The following is a 19,771-nucleotide window of genomic DNA, read 5'->3' on the forward strand; positions in this document are numbered from 1 at the left end:
TGCCGCATGATCGCCAGCCCGCTTCCCGCCCTGGTCGGCCGGCGGCAGGAGTGCGCGGCGCTCGACGACCTGCTGGCCTCGCTGCGGGACGGCGGCTCCGGGGTGTGGGTGATCCGCGGCGAGGCGGGCATCGGGAAGTCGGTGCTCCTGGAGTACGTGGCCGCCCAGGCGTCCCAGGTCACGGTGACCCGGTCGCAGGGCATCGAGGCCGACATGGAGCTGCCCTACGCGAGCCTGCACCAGCTGTGCGCGCCGTTCCTGGCCGAGGTGGACGCGCTGCCGGAACCCCAGCGGGACGCCCTGCGCGTCGCGTTCGGGATGGCGGCCGGGGACCCGCCCGACCGCTTCCTGGTGGGCCTCGCCGTGCTGACCCTGCTCACCCGGGCCTCGGAGAGCCGGCCGGTGCTCGTCGTGGTCGACGACGCCCAGTGGCTGGACCGGGTGTCCTTGCAGACACTTGAGTTCGTGGCGCGGCGGCTGCTCGCCGAGGCGGTCGCGATGGCGTTCGCGGTGCGCGACCCCGAGGGTCGGGACGCGCTGGCGGGCCTGCCGGAGATGCGGATCGGCGGGCTCGACGCCGCCGCGGCCGGCGAGCTCCTGGAGAGTTCGGTGGGCGGGCGGCTGGAGAAGCGGATCCGGGACCGGTTCGTGGCCGAGACGCACGGCAATCCGCTCGCGCTGCTGGAGTTCTCCCGCGGCCGCAGCGCCGCCGAGCTGGCGTACGGCGCGACCGCGGGCTCCCCGGCCGTCCAGGGAACGGTGTCGAGCCGCGTCGAGCGGGACTTCGCCCGCCGGCTCGGCTCGCTGCCGGCGCCGACCCGGACGCTGCTGCTGATCGCCGCGGCGGAGCCGGTCGGCGACGCGCGCCTGCTGGTCCGCGCCGCCGACGCCATGAAGATCGCTCCCGATGCCGGGCCGGCCAAGGCGGCGGGCCTGATCGAGTTCGGGGAGTCCGTCCGGTTCCGGCACCCGCTGGTCCGTTCGGCGATCTACCAGCAGGCCGACCCCGACGAGCGCCGGGCGGTGCACCGGGCGCTGGCCGCGGCCACGGACCCGGTCCTGGATCCCGACCGGTGCGCCTGGCACGCCGCGCAGGCCGCCGACGGGCCGGACGAGGAGGTCGCCGCCGGGCTGGAGCGGGCCGCCGGGCGGGCGCGGCAGCGCGGCGGCATGACCGCCGAGGCGGTGCTGCTGGAGCGCGCGGCCGAGGTGACGCCGGACTCCTGGGCGCGGGGGCGCCGGACCCTCGCGGCCGCCGAGGCGCACTTCTCCGCCGCGTCCCCCGACCGCGCCACGGAGCTGGCGACGCTGGCCGAGCTGTGCCCCCTCAGCCCCCTGGACCGGGCCCGCGTCGCGCGCCTGCGCGCCCGGATCCTCTTCGCCCGCAACCGCAGCGACGAGGCGGCGCCGCTGCTCCTCGACGCCGCCGCGCAGTTCACCGCCGCCGGGTCGCCGCAGGCGCGGGAGACCTACCTGGAGGCGATCAGCGCGACCATCTTCGCGGGCCGGGTCCACGGCCCGACGGGCGCCCGCGCCGCGGCGACCGCGGCCCGCGAGTCCGGGGCGCCCCCGTCCGGCTCCGAGGCGGCGGACCTGCTCCTGGACGGCGTGGCGGCGCTGCTCGCGGACGGCGGCGGGACCGGCGGCCCGGCGCTGCGCCGCGCGCTGGACCCGCTCGTGAACGAGGACCTCGGCACCCGCGAGGCGACGATGCGCTGGCTCCTGCTGGCCCCGGTCGCGCTGGAGTCGTTCATCCACCACGCCTGGGACCTGCCCGCCTGGGACGCGCTGGCGACGCGCGCCGTACGGCTGGCCCGCGACATCGGCGCGCTCGGCGTGCTGCCGCCGGCGCTGATCTACCTCGGCGGGGTGCGCATCCACTACGGCGACTTCGCCGAGGCGGCCCGGATGATCGACGAGGCCGACACGATCGCCGCGGCGACCGGCCACGCCCCGCACAAGTACGCGGCGCTCGTCCTGGCGGCGTGGCGCGGCGACGAGGACGCCGCCTCCGGCATCATCGCGGACGCCAAGGCGGCCGCCGAGCAGCAGGGCGAGGTGTCCCTGCTCGGCGTCACCGGCTACGTCCAGGGCGTGCTGTACAACGGCCTGGCCCGCTACGACCAGGCCCTGGCGGCGGCCCGCTCGGGCATCGAGCACGACGGGTACAACTTCACCGGCCTCTCCCTGGTCGAGCACGTCGAGGCCGCGGCGCGGTGCGGCGAACTCGACCAGGCCCGCGCCTCGCTCGACCGGCTGCTCGAACTCACCGGCGCCGCCGATTCCGGCTGGGCCCGCGGCGTCGCCGCCCGCAGCCGGGCGCTCCTCACCGAGGGCGACGAGGCGGACGGCCTGTACCTGACGGCGATCGAGGAGCTCGGCCGCGACCGCGTGGTCGTGGAGGTGGCCCGCACCCACCTGCTGTACGGCGAGTGGCTGCGCCGGACCCGGCGCCGTTCACCGGCCCGGGAGCACCTGCGCACGGCCTACGAGATGTTCGACGGGATGCGGGCCCACGCGTTCGCCGAGCGTGCCCGCCGCGAGCTGCTCGCGACCGGCGAGCACGTCCGGGCGCGGGAGACGGAGCCGGCGAGCTCCCTGACACCGCAGGAGTCGCAGATCGCGACCCTCGCCGCCGGCGGGATGACGAACCCGCAGATCGGCGCCGAGCTGTTCATCAGCCCGCACACCGTGGAGTGGCACCTGCGGAAGGTGTACACGAAGCTCGGCATCAGCTCGCGCCGCGAGCTGCCGGACGTCCTCGCGGCCTCCCCGGCCGCGGACGCGGGCAAGGAGCCGCCCGGCTGAGCCGGTGCGCGGGCCCGCCCCGGAAGCCTACGGACTCGACCACGGACCTCCGTGGCGCGGTGGGCGGTGCCGCGGACCGAGAGTGGAGTCGCCGCCCTTCGACGGGCGCCGTCCACGAAGAGGAGTCCCGATGTCCGCGCCCAGCCTGCTCACGGCGCCGGCCGAACCCCCGGTCCCCCCGCCGGCCGAGGACGATCTGGACCTCGCCCTCGACGTCTTCCTCGCCCAGCGGGCGCGGCTCTTCCGCATCGCCTACCGGGTCCTCGGGGACGTCCCGGGCGCCGAGGACGTCGTCCAGGAGATCTGGCTGCGCTGGCAGCTCACCAGCCGCGCGCGGATCGAGAACGCGGCCGCGTTCCTGACCGCGGCCACGACCCGGCTGGCGATCAACGTGATCCAGTCGGCGCGGCACCGGCACGAGAGCCCGGCCGAGCCGCGGCCGGGCGACCTCGCCGACCGGACCCACGATCCGGTGCTGCGCACCGAGCGGGCCATGGCCGCCGAGGACGCGCTGGCCCTGCTCATGGCGAGGCTGACGCCGGACGAGCTGGCCGCCTTCGTGCTGCGGAAGGGCTTCGACCACGCCTACGCCGATCTCGCGGTGCTGCTGCGGACCAGCGTTCCGAACGCGCGGCAGCTGGTGCGGCGCGCGCAGTCCCGCGCCGGCGGCGGCCGCGAGCGGCCGGTCCCCGCGGAGGCGCACCGCCGCCTCGTCGCCGCGTTCCGGACCGCGGTCGGTACCGGTGACGTCGAGGGGCTCGCGCGGCTGCTCGCCCCCGGCGGCCACGTGCACCGGCAGCTGTCGTCGGCGCCGCGTCCGTCCCGTCCCGGTCAGGCGGGTGATCCGCGGGATCAGAGCATCAGCGGCCGCCAGTCGAACGCGGTCTTCCAGCTCTCGTGGCCCTCGGCGTAGCCCTGGAAGGCGCGCACCACCTCGTCGAAGTCGTGGAGCAGTACGCGGAAATGCCGGTCGGCGCCGCCCTCCCGGTACTCCAGCCCGAAGACGCCGTCCGGGAGCCCGCCGGCGCGCTCGCCGATACCGACCTGCATGAACCAGCCAGGGCTGCGGTCCAGGGAGGCCCACCAGTTCCGTTCGGTGAGTTGGCCCAAGAGTCCGGGGAGCTCCTCGGGGCCGGGGTCGGCGGCGGCACCGCCGTCGCAGAAGTCCATGCGCGGGACGCCGGTGTCGACGATCTCCGGCGGGTTGTGGACCCGCGTCACCTGCGGGTCGTAGCAGACCAGGCCGTGCCGCATGGCCAGCTCGACGACCGCCGGGGCGACGTCGGGGGCGTCGGAGTAGCCCATCATCATGATCACGTAGAGGCCGGGGATGTGGCCGGGGGTCATGCTCCAGGGAGAGGCGTCCGCTTCGGCGGTCTCCAGCCCTTCCAGCGCGGGGTACGCGGCCAGCAGCTCACCGTGGAAGGCGTCGACCCGCTCGTCCCGCTCGACCCCGAACTCCGACTCGTCGGCGTCCGCCATGCTCTCGTCGCCGCACAGCCACCAGTAGGTGCGCAGGGCCTGCGCGGCCGTGATCGGGCGGTTCTCCCGCCACACGCAGAGATCGAAACTCATCGTCGCCGCTCCCAGTCCAGTCCGTGATCGAGCGCACATCAGACGTGCGCGGGAGGCGGGGACGTTCCCTGATCGCGGCGGTTTCAGGCGTCGACGGCGATGTCCGTGACCGGCACGGCCGAGCACAGGAGCGCGTGCCCGTCCCCGGGAGGGAGCGCGGGCGGGACGGTGTGGGCCGTCTCCCCGCGCGTGACCGGACGCCGGCACATCCGGCACGCGCCGGCGCGGCAGCCCGCCCGTACCGGGACCTGGAGGGACTCCGCGAGTTCGAGCAGCGTGCCGTCCTCAGGGCGCCAGTCGGCCGTGACGCCGCTGGCGGTGAAGTCCACCCGGAACGGGCCCGGCGCCGGCGGTCCGGACGGCTCGGCCGGCACCGCTCCCGGGGACGCGAAGACCTCGCGGTGGACGTCGGCTCCGGCCGCGGTGAGCGTCCGCTCGGCCGCGTCCATGAAGGGGAGCGGGCCGCAGAGGTACGCGACCGTTCCCGGCACGGCGGCGCCGGAGAAGTCCGGGCGGCCGGGCGTGGCGCCGAGCCGCCGCGCGGCCTCCGGCGCCTCCCCGGTCAGGAAGAGGCGGGCGCGCGCGTGCGGCATCCCGGCGATCAGCTCGGTCGCCTCGTCCCACAGGGCCAGGTCGGATCCGCGCCGGACGGTGTGGAGCAGCAGCAGCGGGCGGTCCGGCCGCCGCCGCGCGCACTCCCGGAGCATCGCCAGCGTCTGGGTGATGCCGACCCCGGCCGAGGCCAGCAGCAGCGGCCGGTCCGCCCCGGCGTCCAGGACGGTGCCGCCGTTCGGGCCGGAGATCAGTACGCGCTCGGCGGGCCCGTGCAGCAGCGCCGACATCCGCCCCACGTTCCGGACCGTGACGCGCAGCAGGTCGTCCTCGTGCGCCGACACCGTGTAGGCGCGCCAGACCGGCCCGTCCTCGTCGGAGGTGTGCACCAGGATGTGCTGCCCGGCCTCGGGCGCGCCGCGCAGGGCGGCGAGGGGGTCGGCCAGCCAGAGGCTGACGGTGTCCGGGCCGTGCGGTTCGCGCCGGACGATCCGCGCGTACCGCGGCCAGCTCGACGGCTCCGGCCCGCCCTCCGCGCGCTTCGGCCGGACCTTCGTGCCCGTACGGACGAGTCCGGCGCCCTTCGCGAGCGTCCCGCCGGTCACGACCTTGGCGCGCAGCCCGCAGTAGATGTGGCCCATGTGCGCGGCCAGCAGCGCGGGCACGTTGTGGTCGCGTACGGCGCTCGCGGGGTTGGCCGAGGTCGCGGCGCAGCGGTTGATCGGATGCAGCACCTCCAGCTCGACGTCGCCGATCGCGATCCGCTCCCCCACCAGGTCCAGCTCCGCCCAAGGCGGCAGCCCCTCCAGGTAGACGTTCCCGCGGAAGCGCAGCGGGTCGAGATCGGCCCCGGCGGCGCGGCCGAGCGCGGCGACGCTGGCCAGGTTGATGAGCGAGACGCCGCCGTCGGGGTCGTCCCAGAAGCCGTCCGCGGCCCGGTGCACCACGGCGGTCCCGCCGAACCAGCCGGCCGTCCCCTCCGGCGGCTCGACCGGCCCCGTCTTCCCGAGCGGAACGGTCAGCGTCCCGTACTCGGGATGCCGGATCCGGACGATCCCGGCGGCCTCGTCGAGCTCGACGCCGCCGCGCAGCGGGCCGGGGTCGGTGACGAGCGTGCGCCAGGTGCGCGAGGGCACCCACCCGCCCGCCTCGGGCGGCGGCAGCCGCCCGCTCGCGAACGCCACCGCGCGGTCGAAGGGCAGCCCCGCGCCCGGCCGCACGCGCCCGCGCTCCACCTCCTGACCTGGGAACCCCTTGACGGGGTAGCGGACCAGGCGGGCGATGTACGGAACGGACACGACACTCCATAACGTTCGAGAACGCCCATCCTGCGCGCGAACGATCTTCCACGTCAAACCCGGCCGCGACGACCGGCGGTCCGGTACTCCCCCGATCCTCCGGTACCCGCCATCCTGTTGATCGACGGTTGATCGGCATCGGCACCGCGGAACGGAGATCGGTCAGTGAGACTCGATGTGCAGCTGGACGGCCGGCCGGACGAGGCGGCGCACCGCGCCCGCGCGCTGATCGACGCGGGGGTGGACGGCCTGTTCACCTTCGAGGGCCCGCACGACGTGTTCCTGCCGCTGATCGTCGCGGCCGGCGCGGCGGACGTACCGCCGGTCGACCTGATGACCAACGTCGCGATCGCGATCCCCCGCAGCCCGATGAACCTCGCCAACATGGCCTATGACCTGCAACTGCTGAGCAAGGGCCGGTTCCGGCTCGGGCTGGGCTCGCAGATCAGGCCGCACATCGAGAACCGGTACGGCGCGTCCTGGAGCAGGCCGGCGGCCCGGATGCGCGAGGCCGTGCTCGCGGTGAAGGCGATCCTGAACGCCTGGCAGGACGGCACCCGGCTGGACTTCCGCGGGGAGTTCACCAGGCACACCCTGATGCCCCCGACGTTCGACCCCGGGCCGAACCCCTACGGCGTTCCGCCGGTCCTGCTCGGCGCGCTGGGCCCGGTGATGACCAGGACCGCGGCCGAGGTCGCCGACGGGCTGCTGGTGATGCCGTTCCACAGCCACCGGCACTTCCGCGAGCGCACCCTCCCGGCCGTGGCCGAGGAGCTGGAGCGGGCGGGCCGCGAGCGGATCGACGTGTACCCGCAGGCGATCGTCGCGATGGGCCGCACCCCCGAGGAGATCGCGGCGGCGACCGTGGGGGTGAAGGCGCTGCTGGCGTTCTACGGCTCCACCCCGGCGTACCGGCCCGTCCTGGAGATCGAGGGCTGGGGGGACCTGCAACCCGAGCTGAACGCCCTCTCCAAGACCGGCGACATCATGACGATGATCGGGCTGATCGACGACACGATGGTGCGGACGCTGGCGGTCGCCGGCACGCCGGCCGAGTGCGCCGCCGAGATCAGGACCCGGTTCGGCGACGTGGCCGACCGGGTCTGCGCCTACTTCCCCGGCTCGACCCACCCGAAGGAGACGATCGCCGCCCTCGCCGCCGAACTGGGCGGAACCCCATGAACGCGCCGCACGGCCGTCCGACAGCGCCGCGGACCGGCCCGCCCGCCGGCCGGGCGGGACGGCGGGCGGGCGCCGGTCAGGAGGCGTCGTACTGGGCGGCGACGTCCAAGACCCAGGTGACGCCGAAGCGGTCCTTCAGCATCCCGTACAGGGGCGCCCACTGCGCGGGGCCAAGCGGCTGCACGACGGTGGCGCCGTCGGTGAGCCTGTCCCAGTACGCCGTGATCTCCTCGGGGTCGTCGCCGCGCACCGAGACGAAGAAGGCGTTCTCGCCCTGGTTCCACGGCAGGTCGGCGGGGACGTCGTAGGCCATGACCGTGAAGCCGTTCCCGGCGGTCACCTGGCCCCACATCACCTGGTCCGCGGCGGCCGGGTCCTGGACGTTCCCGGCGTCCTTGTAGGTGACGGTGACCGTGTCGCCGCCGAAGACGGACTGGTAGAAGGCGAGCGCCGCGCGGGCGTCGCCCCTGAAGTTCAGGTGGGTGACGGTGTTGACGGACATGATCGGCTCCTTGCGTTCAGTGTCATCGTCGCGCCGGGGCGGCCGGCGCGTTCGACGATCACACTGGCAAGGGAAGCGGCCAGGGCCTGGCCGCTACCGCCGGCGGATTTCTCGCCGGGCGGTTTCAGCGGCTGAGGGCGGTCTCCCGTTCCACGTGCGACAGCTTGTCCGGGTTGCGCACGTGGTAGGCGCCGGTGACGTAGCCGTTCTCGACCCGCACCGCCACCACGCCGTCGATCTCCCCGTCGATCCGGACGAGGAGCCCCGGGCCGCCGTTGACCTGCACCGGCTCGACCGACCGCTGGGCGTCGCGCCTCCACCAGCCGACGGCGAGCAGGCGGGCCACCTGGTCCGCGCCCACGACGGGCCGCGGCAGGGCGTGCCGCACTCCGCCGCCGTCGCTCAGGGCGACGACGTCCGGCGCGAGGATGTCGAGCAGGCCCTGCAGATCGCCGGTCTCGACCGCCCGCTGGAACGCCCCGAGCGCGGCCCGGGTCTCGGCCGGGGACGCGATCCCGCGCGGCCGGCGCGCGGCGACGTGCGCCCGCGCCCGGTAGGCGAGCTGGCGGACCGCGGCCGGGCTCCTGCCGACGGCCTCGGCGATCTCGTCGTAGTCCAGGCCGAACACCTCGCGCAGCACGAACACCGCCCGCTCGACCGGCCCGAGCGTCTCCAGCACCAGCAGCATCGCCATCGAGACGCTCTCGGCCAGCTCGACGTCCTCGGCCACGTCCGGCGCGGTCAGCAGCGGCTCGGGCAGCCACGGGCCGACGTAGGACTCCTTGCGGCGGCCGAGCGCACGCAGCCGGTCCAGCGCCTGCCGGGTGACGATCCGTACCAGGTAGGCGCGCTCCTCCCGGACGGTGGCCGCATCGACGTCCACCCATCGCAGCCAGGTCTCCTGGAGGACGTCCTCGGCGTCGGCGGCCGAGCCGAGCATCTCGTAGGCGACCGTGAACAGCAGGTTGCGATGCGCCACGAACGCCTCGGTGGCCGAGTCCACGCGGCCGGCCGTGCCCGTCTTCCGCTCGCTCATGTCCGGCTCCCGCCCGTTCTGCCTCGGTACTGACACACGCACAAGACGCCGCGCCCCGCCGCCATGTAACACGCGCGTCCGGTGGGCTACGTCACACGCTCGCGGCCGTTATGGAGGCCGGGGCGCCGGCGTCTCGTGTTCGTCAGGACGGCGAACAGCGAGAAAGGCGTGAACATGAGCACCGACAGATTCGCGGTGGCGGGGGCGACCGGGCGGCTGGGACGCCACGTCGTGGACGTCCTCACCGAACGAGGGCACCAGGTCGTGCCGATGTCCCGCGCCACCGGCGTGGACATCATCACCGGCGAGGGCCTGGCCGGGGCGCTCGCCGGCGCCGGCGCCATCATCGACGTCGCGTCGTGGCCCGACTCCGACGAGGACGCCGCCGCGGAGTTCTTCCGGACGGCGACCCGGAACCTGCACGAGGCCGGCGCGGTCGCCGGGGTCGGCCGGATCACCGCCGTCTCCATCATCGGCGCCGACAAGGCCACCGCCGGTTTCATCGCCGCCCAGCAGGTGCACGAGGCGGCCGCCCTGGCCGGCCCGCTGCCCGCCCGCATCCTGCGGGCCGCGCAGTTCCACGAGTTCGTCGGCCAGCTCCTGGACTGGCGGCAGGGCGACGTCGCCTACGTCCCGGCCCTGCCCACCCAGCTCGTGGCCTGCCGTACCGTGGCCGAGGCGCTGGTCGACCTGGCCACCGACCCGGACGCGCCCGACCGGCCCGCACCCGGAACGCCGATCCCCGAGATCGCCGGCCCCCGCAGGGAGAGCATGGCGGAGGCGGCCGGGCTCCTCGGCGCCCGCCGGGGCATCGAGGTCGTCGCCGTCGACGGCTCCGGCATGCCCGACGCCGAGATCGCGGCCGCCGGCGGGTTCCTGCCCGGCCCGCACGCCCGGCTCGCCGGCCCCACGTTCCAGGAATGGCTCAACTCCCGGCCCTGAGACGCACCCGGCGGCCGAGGGGGGTCGGGCCCCAGGGCTTGGTGATCGAGAGGACGACCGCGGACACCGCGAGCGCGGGAGAGATCATGGCCAGGTACGGGGTGGCGCCGAGCATGGCGCGGATCTCGGTGACGGGGCGTCCCTCCTCGGCGAGGGCGAGGCCGTCGATCGGGACGTCCTGCCAGGCGATGACCGGCAGCACCATCAGCACGAGCATGGCGGCGAACTTGGCGGCCACCCACCATCGGCGCAGCAGGCCCCAGCGGGTGCCGGCGGCCAGCACGATCCCGGTGAACAGGGCGCAGAACGCGGCCGGGCCGAGGAAGGTCCCGTCGATGACCAGCATGGCGGTGAACAGGGCGCGCGCCGTGCCCGCGTCGCCGGCGGTCACGGCCGTGATGCCGAGCGAGCCCTGCACGGTGATGATCCCCAGCCATGCCACCGAGGTCGTCACGTGCACCACCAGCACGCTCTTGCGTACCCGCGGGGACAGCTCGCGCCTCGCGGCGCTGCGGGCGTGGGCGGTGGAGGGCGGCAGGAACGCCAGGATCGCGGCGAGGATCTGGGCGGCCGCGCAGGCCAGTGCCAGCCGTACCGCGAGGTCCGGGCGGCGCATGGGGTCCAGTTCGGACGGCTCGGCGAACACCAGGACGGGCGACAGCGGCACGGTGAGGACGGCCAGCACCGCCAGCATCGTCCGCCCCCACCGCCGATCGGCCATGGCGGCGAAGAACAGCAGGGACGCGGACCAGAACACCGGCCAGATCGCCGCCCGCACCGCCGCCCCGGCGAACTGCTCGACCAGCGCCGCGGCGAAGAGGAGCGCCGCGGCCAGAACGGATACGGCCCTCGCCGTATGGAGAGTGAAAGGCATGCCGCGACGCTATGAAGGCCGGCGTCCGGACACCTTGGAGAAATGGGACACCCGTTCAGGACGGCCGGGCCAGGACGTCCGTTCTGGTGGCGAACTCGGTCGGGGTGCAGGCGGCGAGCGCGCGGAAGTCGGCGTCGAGATGCGCATGGTCGTGGTAGCCGCAGTCGGCCGCGATGCGCGTCCAGGACCGCTCGGGCTCCATGGCGCGCAGCCGTACGGCCCGATTGAAGCGCAGCACCCGCGCCATGCTCTTGGGCGGCAGGCCCAGCTGGTGATGGAACCGGCGGCTCAGATGCCGGCGGCTCATCCCGAGTTCGGCGGCCAGCTCGGCGACCGCCACGGTGCCGCCGGACCGGTGCAGCCGCCGCCAGGCCCAGGCGACGGCCGGGTCCGGCGCGTCCGCGGCGGCCGCCCGCTCGGCCAGCACCCGGCCCAGCAGCCGGAACCGCGCGTTCCAGTCATCGGTCAGCGCCAGCCGCTCGACCAGCAGGTCCGCCGCCGGGCCGAGCACGTCGGCCAGGTCCGCCGCGGCGCCGCCGAGCGCCCGCATCGGCACGCCCAGCACCCGGTACGCGCCCAGCGGTGTCATCTCGACCTGGAGGCTGTGCACCTCGCCGGCGTGCACCGTGGACCCCGGCGTGTCCTTGACGCCCACCACGAACGCCGACGCCGTCGCGGGCACCGGCCCTGAGGTTCCGGTCGCGGACCGTACCGGATCGCCGAACCGCAGGATCACCTTCACACCGCCGCTCGGCGCCGAATGCCGCACGCGCGGCTCCGCGAAGTACGCGCGGTACCCCGAGCACCGCACCACTCCCGCCCCCGGCGGCGACCCCGGCGGGCAATGCACGACCTCCACGCGGCCACCCTACGCAGCGCGGGGCGTGCCGCGGTGAGCGTCGCCATGCCGTGGCACGTGCGGCACGATCCGGCCACCGGGGTGGGAAATGCGCGTTTTGTGATCTTCATTTCATAATGTCGGCGGCTGTGACTCAGCCATCGAACGCCGACGAGACCGCGAAGCCCTCGCCGGCCGGACCAGCCCCCGGCGACGCGCCGCGCTGGGCGCCTCCGGACGCACTTCCGGAGACCTCGGACGAGACCGCGGCACCTCCGCCCGCCAGTTCGCCCGCCAGTTCGCCCGCAGACCCGCCCGCCGGCTCGCCCGCCGACCCTCCCCCGGCGCCGCCCGCCCCGGTCCCCTGGCATCCGCCCGCGCCGGGCGGCAGGCCCCGCGCCAACCGGTACGCGCTGGTCGCGCTGCTCACCGGCCTGTTCGGGATGGTCCTGTTCGCGATCGGCTTCGGCATCGCCGCGCTCGTCCAGATCAGCCGCCGCGGCGAGCGCGGGAAGGGGATGGCGATCGGCGGTCTCGCCGCCGCCGCGGCGTGGACGGCGGGAGGCACGATCGTCGCGGCCGTGTCCTTCGGCACCGCCGTCGGCGACGCGGCGGAGGAGTCGTCCCTCGCCCTCTACCCCAAGGCGGGCCAGTGCTTCGACTTCGTCGGCGCCGACGACGCCGCCGAGCTCAAGGTCATGCCGTGCACGGAGCCGCACCAGGCCGAGATGGTCCTGCGCTTCACGATGCCCAAGGGCCCCTTCCCGGGCGACCAGGAGGTCCAGCGGCGCGGGGACGCCGAGTGCGAGCGGCGCTTCCAGGCCCGCTTCAAGACCAAGGCGCCGCTCGACAACAGCGCGGCCCACGCGGTCGTCCCGACCAGGATCGGCTGGCGGCTCGGCGACCGCGGCGTCCACTGCGCCGTCGTCGCCGCGCTGGAGACCAGCCCGCTGACGCAGCCGATCGGGTCGGGCCCCTGGAACCACCGCGCCCTGGACGAGCTGCGCGTCGGCGACTGCTTCATCAAGGCGCGGGACGAGACGTTCACGGTCGAGCTCACCGAATGCGGGGATCCGCACAACGGCCAGCTCACCCACCGGTTCGAGCTGCCGGCCGGGGCCTACCCGGGTGACCACGCGGCCGAGAAGAAGGCGGAGCAGGGCTGCGAGGCCAGGTGGAAGGAGATCAGGGCGGAGAGGAAGCCGCCGGTCCCGATCCAGCCGTGGCACTGGAATCCCACGAAGGAGACCTGGGCCGAGGGCGACCGCCTGGTGCTCTGCTACGTCACCGACGCCCGTGACCGGGACCTGACGCGGTCGGTCCTCCCGAGCTGACGCCTCGGCCGCGGCTTCCCGGAAGCCGCGGCCGAGGCCCGGGGGTCAGCGGACCCGGTAGGCGTTCATGATCCGCTGGTCGACGGCGCCGCCGCCCGCGTCGCGGGCCTCGACGCGCAGGGACACGCCCTGGCCCGCGGCCGGGACGGGCAGCGGCGCCGAGTACCGGCCGCCGCCCAGCGCCCTGACCGTCACCGGCGTCCAGGTCCCGCCGCCGTCGGTGGACGTCCACAGCCGCATGCCGGTGATCCGCGCGTCGCCGGCGCCCTTGACGCGCGCGACCGTGAACGTGGCCGGCCGCCCGGCCGGCCGGTTGCGCAGGTCGAGGCCGAGGTCATGGTCGACGGTGAGCAGCGGCAGCCGGGCGGTGCCGGTGCCGGCGGGGCCGGTGGACCTGAACGTCCAGGTCGTGTCCGTACGGTTCGACACGGGAAGCAGCGCCGAGGCGTCGGTCTCGTACCGGAGGCGGTACGTCGCCGCCGCCCTCGGAACGTCGAACCGCGCGGCCTGGACGGTGGCCTCCCCCACCTTCCGGTCCCCCGCGTGCAGGGTCATCCTCCGCTTGATCCTGCCCGGGTCGGGCAGGCCGCAGTCGAACGAGTCCGGCCGGGCCTGGAAGTCGACGAGGTGGACGGTCATCACCTCGCGGGTCCGGGCGGACGGCAGCGGCGTGCACTCGCTGACCGACACCTGGGTCGCCGAGTACGGGCCGGGTCTCATCGGCTGGCGGCCCCAGGTCTTGACGGTCCGGCTGCCGGGGGCGCGCTCGGTGAACGGCTCCTGCTCCACCCATTCCTCGATCGCGCCGGGGAACGCCGAGTCGTGCCACAGGATGCCGCGGCCGGCCGAGAGGTGGTCGGTCCTGGTCGTCCCGGCGGCGTTCGTGCCGCTTCCCTCGGCGAGCAGGAGCCCTTCCGGGGTGATGCCGTACCGCTTGTCGCCGACCCCCTTGGAGGTGTCGCCGTCGATCGCGGCGAACCGCTGGTCGACGCGCGCGAGCCGCGCCTGGACGGCCGGGGTCACCACGAACGAGGGGTCGGCGGGGAAGCGGTCGCCCAGCGGCTCCAGCAGGTCCCACACGCGCCCCGGCGCCTCCAGGCGGAACGCGCCGTACGCCGCGAACGTGCCGGTGCCGACCGGGCCGGTCGGCTGGACGTGGATCCGCTGCTCGCCCGGCCCGAACGAGTAGACGGTCTGCGCCCAGGCCATCTGCCCGTTGTCCTGGACGTACGCGGCCATCCCCGACGTGGTGCGGGTGGCCGTCCCCTGGACGCTCGCGGTGACCTCCTCGGCCGCCGCGCCGTCCAGCGTGACCGTCATGTCGCGGTCCAGCGTGAGGTCGGGGTCGCCGGCGAGCGCGGACCGCGACGCGCCTCCGGACTCGTCGGAGATCTGGCCCATCACGCTGTAGCGGCCGCGCGGCAGGCGCACCGTCGTGCCGCCGGCGCCGATCTCCACGTCCCCGAAGGTCTGCGTCACGTCGTTCAGGTCGATGATGTGGGCGTACGCGCCGAACGCTTCGCCGGCCGCCCCCGCGATGGGGGTCGCCTTGAGGGTGAGCGTGTGCGCCGGCGGCTCGATCTCGAACGTCACGAGGGTCCGCGGCCCGCCCTCGGCGGTCACCTCCGCCACGTACAGTCCGGGCGCGTCCTTGAGCTTGGCGGTGTCGACGCGCAGGGTCGCGGTGGCGGTGCCGTTCGCGGGCACGTCCACCGCCGCGGCGGAGAGTCCGGCCGCGCCTTCCACGGTGCCGCCGCGCCGCCGGGTCAGCTCGACCGACAGCGGCAGCCGCGCGCCCCGCCGCCCGGTCCAGCCCAGCTCGGTGGTGACGGGGCCGGTGACCGTGCCCAGGTCGGCCACCCCGGTCGAGGCGACCGCGGGGGCGGTGGCGGCGGCGCCGGCGTCGAGCCGGCCGGTCCCGCGCTCGAACGCGTCGCCGCCGGTGGCCGGTGCGGTCGAGCCGGTGAGCGCGGCCTCGATCCGCGCCGCGGTCCAGTCCGGGTGCCGCTGGGCCACCAGCGCGGCCGCGCCCGCGACGTGCGGTGCGGCCATGGACGTGCCGGACGCCGCGGTGTAGCGGGCGTCCACCGGCTCGCCCATCGAGGTCCCCGCCGCCCGCGCGGCGACGATCCCGACGCCGGGCGCGACGATCTCCGGCTTGAGCGCGGCCCGGCCGGGACGCGGCCCGCGCGAGGAGAACCCGGCGAGCGCGTCCGCGGCGTCGACGGCGCCCACGGTGAGCGCGGAGCCGGCCGCGGCGGGCGCGGCGATGTCGCCCAGGCCGCCGCCGTTGCCGGCGGCCACGACGAACAGCGAGCCGTGCTCCGCCGTGAGGCGGTCGAGGGCCTGCGAGACCGGGTCGGTGCCGTCGGACGGCTCCGTGCCGCCCAGGCTCAGGTTCACGACCCTGGCGCGCGGCGCGGCCCACTCGGCCCCGGCGATGACGTCGGACATCTCGCCGTAGCCCTCGTCGTCCAGGACCTTGCCGGACAGCAGCGACGCCTGCGGGGCCACGCCCTTGCGCTCCCCGGCCGCCGCCGCGCCGGTGCCCGCGACGGTCGCGGCCACATGGGTGCCGTGCCCGGCCCGGTCGGCGGTGTCCGGCGCCTGGCTGAAGTTCGCCGCCTCCGCGACGCGGCCGGCGAGGTCGGGATGGGCCGCGTCGACACCGGTGTCCAGCACGGCCACCGTGACGCCGCGCCCGGTGTACCCGGCCTCCCACGCCTTGGCCGCCCCGACCTGGGTCAGGTTCCGGTCGAGCCCGGCGGCGCGCGCGGTGGCCGCGTGGGCGGTCACGGGGGCGGCCGACGCCTTCACCTTCTGGTCCAGCCAGATCTTCTTAATCCCGCCGGACCGCGCGGACAGCGTGGCGGCGAGCCGCGTCCCCTGCCCCTTGGGCTGGCGCACCGCCACGGCCCCGATGCTGGACAGCCGCCGTTCCGTACGCGCGCCCAGTGCCCGCACGCCGGGCTCGCCGGCGACGATCAATGGCAGTTCCCGGCTGCGCGCGTCGTCGTACCCCTGCCGGATCAGCGCCGTCACGTCGAACAGCTTCGGATCCAGCACCCGCCCGACCTGGGACGCCACGTCCGACGGGATCACCGTGACGGTCCCGTCCGGCCGGATCGTCTGGTGGAAGAGCTCATCGCGGCGGTCCGCGCCCGGCCGGACCGACACCAGCGGCAGCCGTCCCTTCACCGTGCGGACCTTCACCACGTCGCCGGTCACCAGCGTGACCGTCCACGATCCGCCGGCCGGCAGCGGGCCCGCCGTCCGGCCGGGGGCGGCGTGCGCCGGGGCCGCGGGCGGCACGGCCACCGTGGCGCCCACGAGCGCCGCGCACAGCACCGCCCTTTTCGTTCGTCTCACCGGACCTCCTCGTGATCATGCGTTCGATCACTTGTGTCCGGAGGCCCGTTCCGGTTCCACGGAGATCCGCCGGAACGAGGCGCGCGCCCACGCGGCGGCGGGCGGGAGGGCGGCGGGCAGGCGGCCGAGACGGCGAAGGGCGAAATTTATCACATGGTGCACGGCGTTATCAGGAAGTCCAATGCGGCGCCTGTCGTCGGCTGATGAATATTTCCACCACCTTGCTTAAGGTGATCAAAAAGGATATTCATGAACCCGTCTTACAAACCGCCTCCTTTACCTTCAAATGGGGTCGAATGACAACGAGCTCGCCACCCTCGCCACCCTTGCCCGCCTTCCCCGCCGCCGGCGAAGCGCCGCTCGACACCTGCGTACGGCTGCGGGAGATCGCCCCCGTGGTCGAGGTGGAGTTCCCCGGGGGCGTCGCGGCCTACCTCGCGCTGACCCATGAGGCCGTACGGGAGATCCTCGCCGGGGACAACAAGACGTTCCTGCGCGATCCTCAGCACTGGCCCGCCCTGCACGACGGGACGATCCCCGAGGACTGGCCGCTGCGGGCCATCGTCCAGGGCGGGCACCTGTCCACCAAGGACGGCGGCGACCACCGGCGGCTGCGCGGGCTGGTCGTCAAGGCGTTCACGCCGGCCCGGGTGCAGATGATGGAGCCGCGCGTCCAGCAGATCGTGGACGGCCTGCTCGACGACGTGGTGGCCGCGGGTGACGGCGTGGACCTGGTCCCGGCCTTCACCGAGGCGCTGCCGATGTGGGTGATCTGCGAGCTCTTCGGCGTGCCCGCCGAGGACCGGCCGCGGATGCGCGGCTGGACCGCCGCGCTCCTGGCGCACACCACGTCGCCGGAAGAGGCGTTCGCGACGCAGAACGCCCTTCAGGCGTACCTGCACGATCTCGTGGAGCGCAAGCTCCGGGAGCCCGGCGACGACCTCACCTCCGGCCTGGTCCAGGCCCGCGACGAGGGCGACCGGCTCACCACCGAAGAGCTGGTCGGCGTGCTGTGGCTGATGCTCGTCGCCGGCCACGAGACGACCGTCCACCTGCTCGGCCACGCCATCGTGGCGCTGGCGCAGCACCCCGAGCAGCTCGCGCTCGCCCGGGCCGAGGACCGGTGGGCCGACGTGGTCGAGGAGACCCTGCGCTACCGCCACTCGGTGATGATGACCAGCTTCCGCTTCACCGCGGAGGACGTCACCATCGCGGGCGTGCCCATCCCCAAGGGGCAGGCGGTCGGCGTGGTGTACCAGGCGAGCGGCCTCGACCCGGCGGAGTTCGGCGAGAGCGCGGACCGGTTCGACATCACCCGGGAGCAGAACGCGCGCCTCGGCTTCGGCCACGGCCCCCGCTACTGCGTCGGCGCGTCGCTGGCGCGGCTGGAGGGACGGCTGGCGCTCGCCACGCTGTACCGGCGGCTGCCGGAGCTCGCCCTCGCCGTCGACCCGGGCGAAATCCCCTACTCCCCGTCGTTCTTCACGGTCGGCCCGCTCTCCCTGCCGGTCACCCTGGGCACCCCCCGCCCCTGACGCGCCGCCCGGCCCGGCGGCCCCGGCCGCCGGGCCGGTTCCGTCCGCCCTGGTCAGCGATGTGCTGATTGCCGCATCTGCGCAAGATCTGCTGTTTCTGTAACTAGCTGTGCGCACGAGCGTTATGGTGCATCCTTATCACGCCTTATTTCGTTTTGGCCGCCAGGCCGCAGGCCGACGATTCCTGCGCGCCAGTCACCGACGCTCACAAGGACACGATGGATGGCAACACGAGCGGATCGAGCGCGCGTCGAGCGCGCCGCGCTGGAACGCGCGTTCTGGATCTGGCTGGCCGCGGCGATCGTCGGCGGCGGCGCCTGGCTGGGCACGCTGCTGGCCGTTGACGAGCGGTCGCGGGCGCTGGTCGCCGCGGGCGGCGGCGCGGCGGCGCTGATCCTCAGCCTCGCGATCGGGACCGCGGCCTACCACTTCCAGGTGGCACGCGCCTCCCGGGCGAGGCTGGCCCGGATCGAGGGCGAGAGCGACCGGCTGGAAAGCCGGCTCCACGAGCTGGTCGAGGGGCCGCTGCCCGCGCTGATCGCCCGCCTCCACGAGGGGGCGGCGCCGGACGAGACCCTCGCCGAGCTGCGGACCGTCCCCGACCACCTGCTGGGCCGCCTGGTACGCGTGGTGGCGGAGGGCGTCGCGGTGAGCGAGCACCGGGCGGCACGGGCCCGCGCCGAGCTGGCCTCCCTTCAGGAGGAGGCCGCGCGGCTGGCCGACTCGACACTGCCCGTGCTGATCGACCGGGTCCGCGGCGACCGCGCCCCCGCGGCGTCCGTGCTGGCCGAGCTTCCGGCGCCCTCGAACGACGCGCTGGAGCGGCTCCTGCACCGGCTCGCCGACGACCTGGCCGCGGGCGAGCGCACCAGGGCGTCCGCCATGGCGTCCTGCGCGAGCGCGGCGGCGCGGATCCAGGCGCAGACCACCCGCATGCTGGCCCGGCTGCGGGAACTGGAGGACCAGTACCACGAGGACGAGGTCTTCGGCGACCTGCTCGACCTCGACCACCACGTCTCCCAGATGGGACGCCTCGCCGACAGCATCGCGCTGCTCAGCGGCGGGCGCACCGGGCGGCGCTGGACCAGGCCGATCGTGCTGGAGAGCATCATCCGCGGCGCCATGGGCCGGATCGCCTCCTACCAGCGCGTCCAGTACCACTCGGTCAGCAACGCCGCCATCGCCGGGTTCGCCGCCGAGGGCGTCATGCACGTGCTGGCCGAGCTGATGGACAACGCCGCGAACTTCTCCCCGCACGGCACCGCCGTGCACGTCTACGCCGAGGAGGAGGACGCCGGCGTCGTCGTCACCATCGAGGACAGCGGCCTCGGGATGCGGCAGCGCGAGCGCGAGCGCGCCGAGCGGCTGGTCTCCGAGGCCGCCGACCTGACGTCGCTGCCCGGGACCCGGCTGGGCCTGGCGGTCGTGGGACGGCTCGCGGGCAAGCACGGCCTGCGGGTCAGCTTCCGGCCGTCCTCGCGCGGCGGCATCGGCGTGGTCGTGCTGATCCCGCGCCGGCTCGTCTCGCACTCCTCCGGCGACGCCTCTCCGGAGAGCCTGTCGGAGTCCGTGCGGAGCGCACCCAGGGGCACCGCCCTGCCCGAGCGCGTACCCGCCGCCGTCGGGGCCCCGGCGGCGGCGGACGCGGCACCGGACGCGGGCGGATCCGGCACGGAGCCGTACCTGCCCAAGCGCCGCCGCGGCGCCACGCTCGCCGGAACGGTCGGGCAGCAGGCGGCGCCGGCCCCCGGACCGCGCGATCCGGGAGCGCGGTTCGCCGCGTTCCGCGAGTCCGCCACGGGGCGCCGCCGGACGGCCGGAGGCGAGCCGGACGGCTCCGGGCACGGCGGACCCGCGTCCCCCGAAGACCCCGACCAGTAGGGCTCATGGCCGGTCCGGGCATCCGGGTCCGGACCGCAGATCGAC

14 protein-coding genes are annotated in these 19,771 nt (G+C 75.0%); 7 read left to right on the plus strand and 7 right to left on the minus strand.

All coding sequences use genetic code 11. The features are described from left to right. Nucleotides 1-6 precede the first annotated feature (6 nt). The gene (locus tag AB0881_RS12625) at nt 7-2,808 is read left to right on the plus strand and encodes an AAA family ATPase (RefSeq protein ID WP_366616618.1); all 2,802 of its coding nucleotides are present in this window, start codon (nt 7-9) and stop codon (nt 2,806-2,808) included. 130 nt (nt 2,809-2,938) lie between these two features. Continuing rightward, nucleotides 2,939-3,721 carry a sigma factor gene (locus tag AB0881_RS12630; RefSeq protein WP_366616619.1) on the plus strand — a complete coding sequence of 261 codons (783 nt, stop codon included), beginning with the start codon at nt 2,939-2,941 and terminating at the stop codon, nt 3,719-3,721. On the opposite strand, the gene AB0881_RS12635 is transcribed toward AB0881_RS12630, so the two are convergent. Both AB0881_RS12635 and AB0881_RS12640 read right to left on the minus strand, forming a co-directional pair. Further along, the gene (locus AB0881_RS12635; RefSeq protein WP_366616620.1) at nt 3,661-4,383 is read right to left on the minus strand and encodes a hypothetical protein; all 723 of its coding nucleotides are present in this window, start codon (nt 4,381-4,383) and stop codon (nt 3,661-3,663) included. The two genes, AB0881_RS12630 and AB0881_RS12635, sit on opposite strands and share 61 nt — an antisense overlap. Before the next feature lie 83 nt (nt 4,384-4,466). Continuing rightward, nucleotides 4,467-6,233 (minus strand): 2Fe-2S iron-sulfur cluster-binding protein, encoded by a 1,767-nt coding sequence (locus AB0881_RS12640; RefSeq protein WP_366616621.1) that lies wholly within the window; start codon nt 6,231-6,233, stop codon nt 4,467-4,469. A 165-nt stretch (nt 6,234-6,398) separates the two neighbouring features. Between AB0881_RS12640 and AB0881_RS12645 the strand changes: the two genes are divergently transcribed. Then, nucleotides 6,399-7,415, plus strand: coding sequence for a TIGR03617 family F420-dependent LLM class oxidoreductase (locus tag AB0881_RS12645; protein WP_366616622.1), 1,017 nt, complete (start codon nt 6,399-6,401; stop codon nt 7,413-7,415). Between the two features lie 76 nt (nt 7,416-7,491). Here the strand turns inward: AB0881_RS12645 and AB0881_RS12650 are convergent, their stop codons facing one another. Next, nucleotides 7,492-7,917 carry a VOC family protein gene (locus AB0881_RS12650; RefSeq protein WP_366616624.1) on the minus strand — a complete coding sequence of 142 codons (426 nt, stop codon included), beginning with the start codon at nt 7,915-7,917 and terminating at the stop codon, nt 7,492-7,494. A gap of 124 nt (nt 7,918-8,041) precedes the next feature. Then, a complete protein-coding gene (locus AB0881_RS12655; protein ID WP_366616625.1) occupies nt 8,042-8,953 on the minus strand; it encodes an RNA polymerase sigma-70 factor in 912 nt (303 codons plus the stop codon). A gap of 174 nt (nt 8,954-9,127) precedes the next feature. Here AB0881_RS12655 and AB0881_RS12660 point away from each other — a divergent pair, with 174 nt between their 5' ends. Further along, nucleotides 9,128-9,895: a hypothetical protein gene (locus tag AB0881_RS12660; RefSeq protein WP_366616626.1), complete on the plus strand. Its 768-nt coding sequence runs from the start codon at nt 9,128-9,130 to the stop codon at nt 9,893-9,895. Here the strand turns inward: AB0881_RS12660 and AB0881_RS12665 are convergent. Both AB0881_RS12665 and AB0881_RS12670 read right to left on the minus strand, forming a co-directional pair. After that, on the minus strand, nt 9,879-10,769 hold the full coding sequence (locus AB0881_RS12665) for a hypothetical protein (protein WP_366616627.1): 891 nt from the start codon (nt 10,767-10,769) through the stop codon (nt 9,879-9,881). The two genes, AB0881_RS12660 and AB0881_RS12665, sit on opposite strands and share 17 nt — an antisense overlap. A gap of 55 nt (nt 10,770-10,824) precedes the next feature. Further along, complete coding sequence (locus AB0881_RS12670; RefSeq protein ID WP_366616629.1) at nt 10,825-11,628, minus strand: helix-turn-helix domain-containing protein; 804 nt, start codon at nt 11,626-11,628, stop codon at nt 10,825-10,827. A 128-nt stretch (nt 11,629-11,756) separates the two neighbouring features. Here AB0881_RS12670 and AB0881_RS12675 point away from each other — a divergent pair, with 128 nt between their 5' ends. Further along, entirely contained in the window at nt 11,757-12,941 is a 1,185-nt protein-coding gene (locus AB0881_RS12675; RefSeq protein ID WP_366616630.1) for a septum formation family protein, read from the plus strand. 45 nt (nt 12,942-12,986) lie between these two features. On the opposite strand, the gene AB0881_RS12680 is transcribed toward AB0881_RS12675, so the two are convergent. Beyond that, nucleotides 12,987-16,310 (minus strand): S8 family serine peptidase, encoded by a 3,324-nt coding sequence (locus tag AB0881_RS12680; RefSeq protein WP_366616632.1) that lies wholly within the window; start codon nt 16,308-16,310, stop codon nt 12,987-12,989. A 326-nt stretch (nt 16,311-16,636) separates the two neighbouring features. Between AB0881_RS12680 and AB0881_RS12685 the strand changes: the two genes are divergently transcribed. After that, the gene (locus tag AB0881_RS12685; protein ID WP_366616633.1) at nt 16,637-17,845 is read left to right on the plus strand and encodes a cytochrome P450; all 1,209 of its coding nucleotides are present in this window, start codon (nt 16,637-16,639) and stop codon (nt 17,843-17,845) included. A gap of 222 nt (nt 17,846-18,067) precedes the next feature. Further along, nucleotides 18,068-19,726 (plus strand): ATP-binding protein, encoded by a 1,659-nt coding sequence (locus AB0881_RS12690; RefSeq protein ID WP_366616635.1) that lies wholly within the window; start codon nt 18,068-18,070, stop codon nt 19,724-19,726. Nucleotides 19,727-19,771: the final 45 nt, after the last annotated feature.

The sequence above is a fragment of the Spirillospora sp. NPDC029432 genome, assembly GCF_040703975.1.
In the GTDB taxonomy this organism is placed as follows: Bacteria; Actinomycetota; Actinomycetes; order Streptosporangiales; family Streptosporangiaceae; genus Spirillospora.

Coding starts and splice junctions, on each gene's coding strand:
- AB0881_RS12625 (WP_366616618.1), top strand. CDS start 7: ATGATCGCCAGCCCGCTTCCCGCCCTGGTCGGCCGGCGGCAGGAGTGC.
- AB0881_RS12630 (WP_366616619.1), top strand. CDS start 2,939: ATGTCCGCGCCCAGCCTGCTCACGGCGCCGGCCGAACCCCCGGTCCCC.
- AB0881_RS12635 (WP_366616620.1), bottom strand. CDS start 4,383: ATGAGTTTCGATCTCTGCGTGTGGCGGGAGAACCGCCCGATCACGGCC.
- AB0881_RS12650 (WP_366616624.1), bottom strand. CDS start 7,917: ATGTCCGTCAACACCGTCACCCACCTGAACTTCAGGGGCGACGCCCGC.
- AB0881_RS12655 (WP_366616625.1), bottom strand. CDS start 8,953: ATGAGCGAGCGGAAGACGGGCACGGCCGGCCGCGTGGACTCGGCCACC.
- AB0881_RS12660 (WP_366616626.1), top strand. CDS start 9,128: ATGAGCACCGACAGATTCGCGGTGGCGGGGGCGACCGGGCGGCTGGGA.
- AB0881_RS12665 (WP_366616627.1), bottom strand. CDS start 10,769: ATGCCTTTCACTCTCCATACGGCGAGGGCCGTATCCGTTCTGGCCGCG.
- AB0881_RS12690 (WP_366616635.1), top strand. CDS start 18,068: ATGGCAACACGAGCGGATCGAGCGCGCGTCGAGCGCGCCGCGCTGGAA.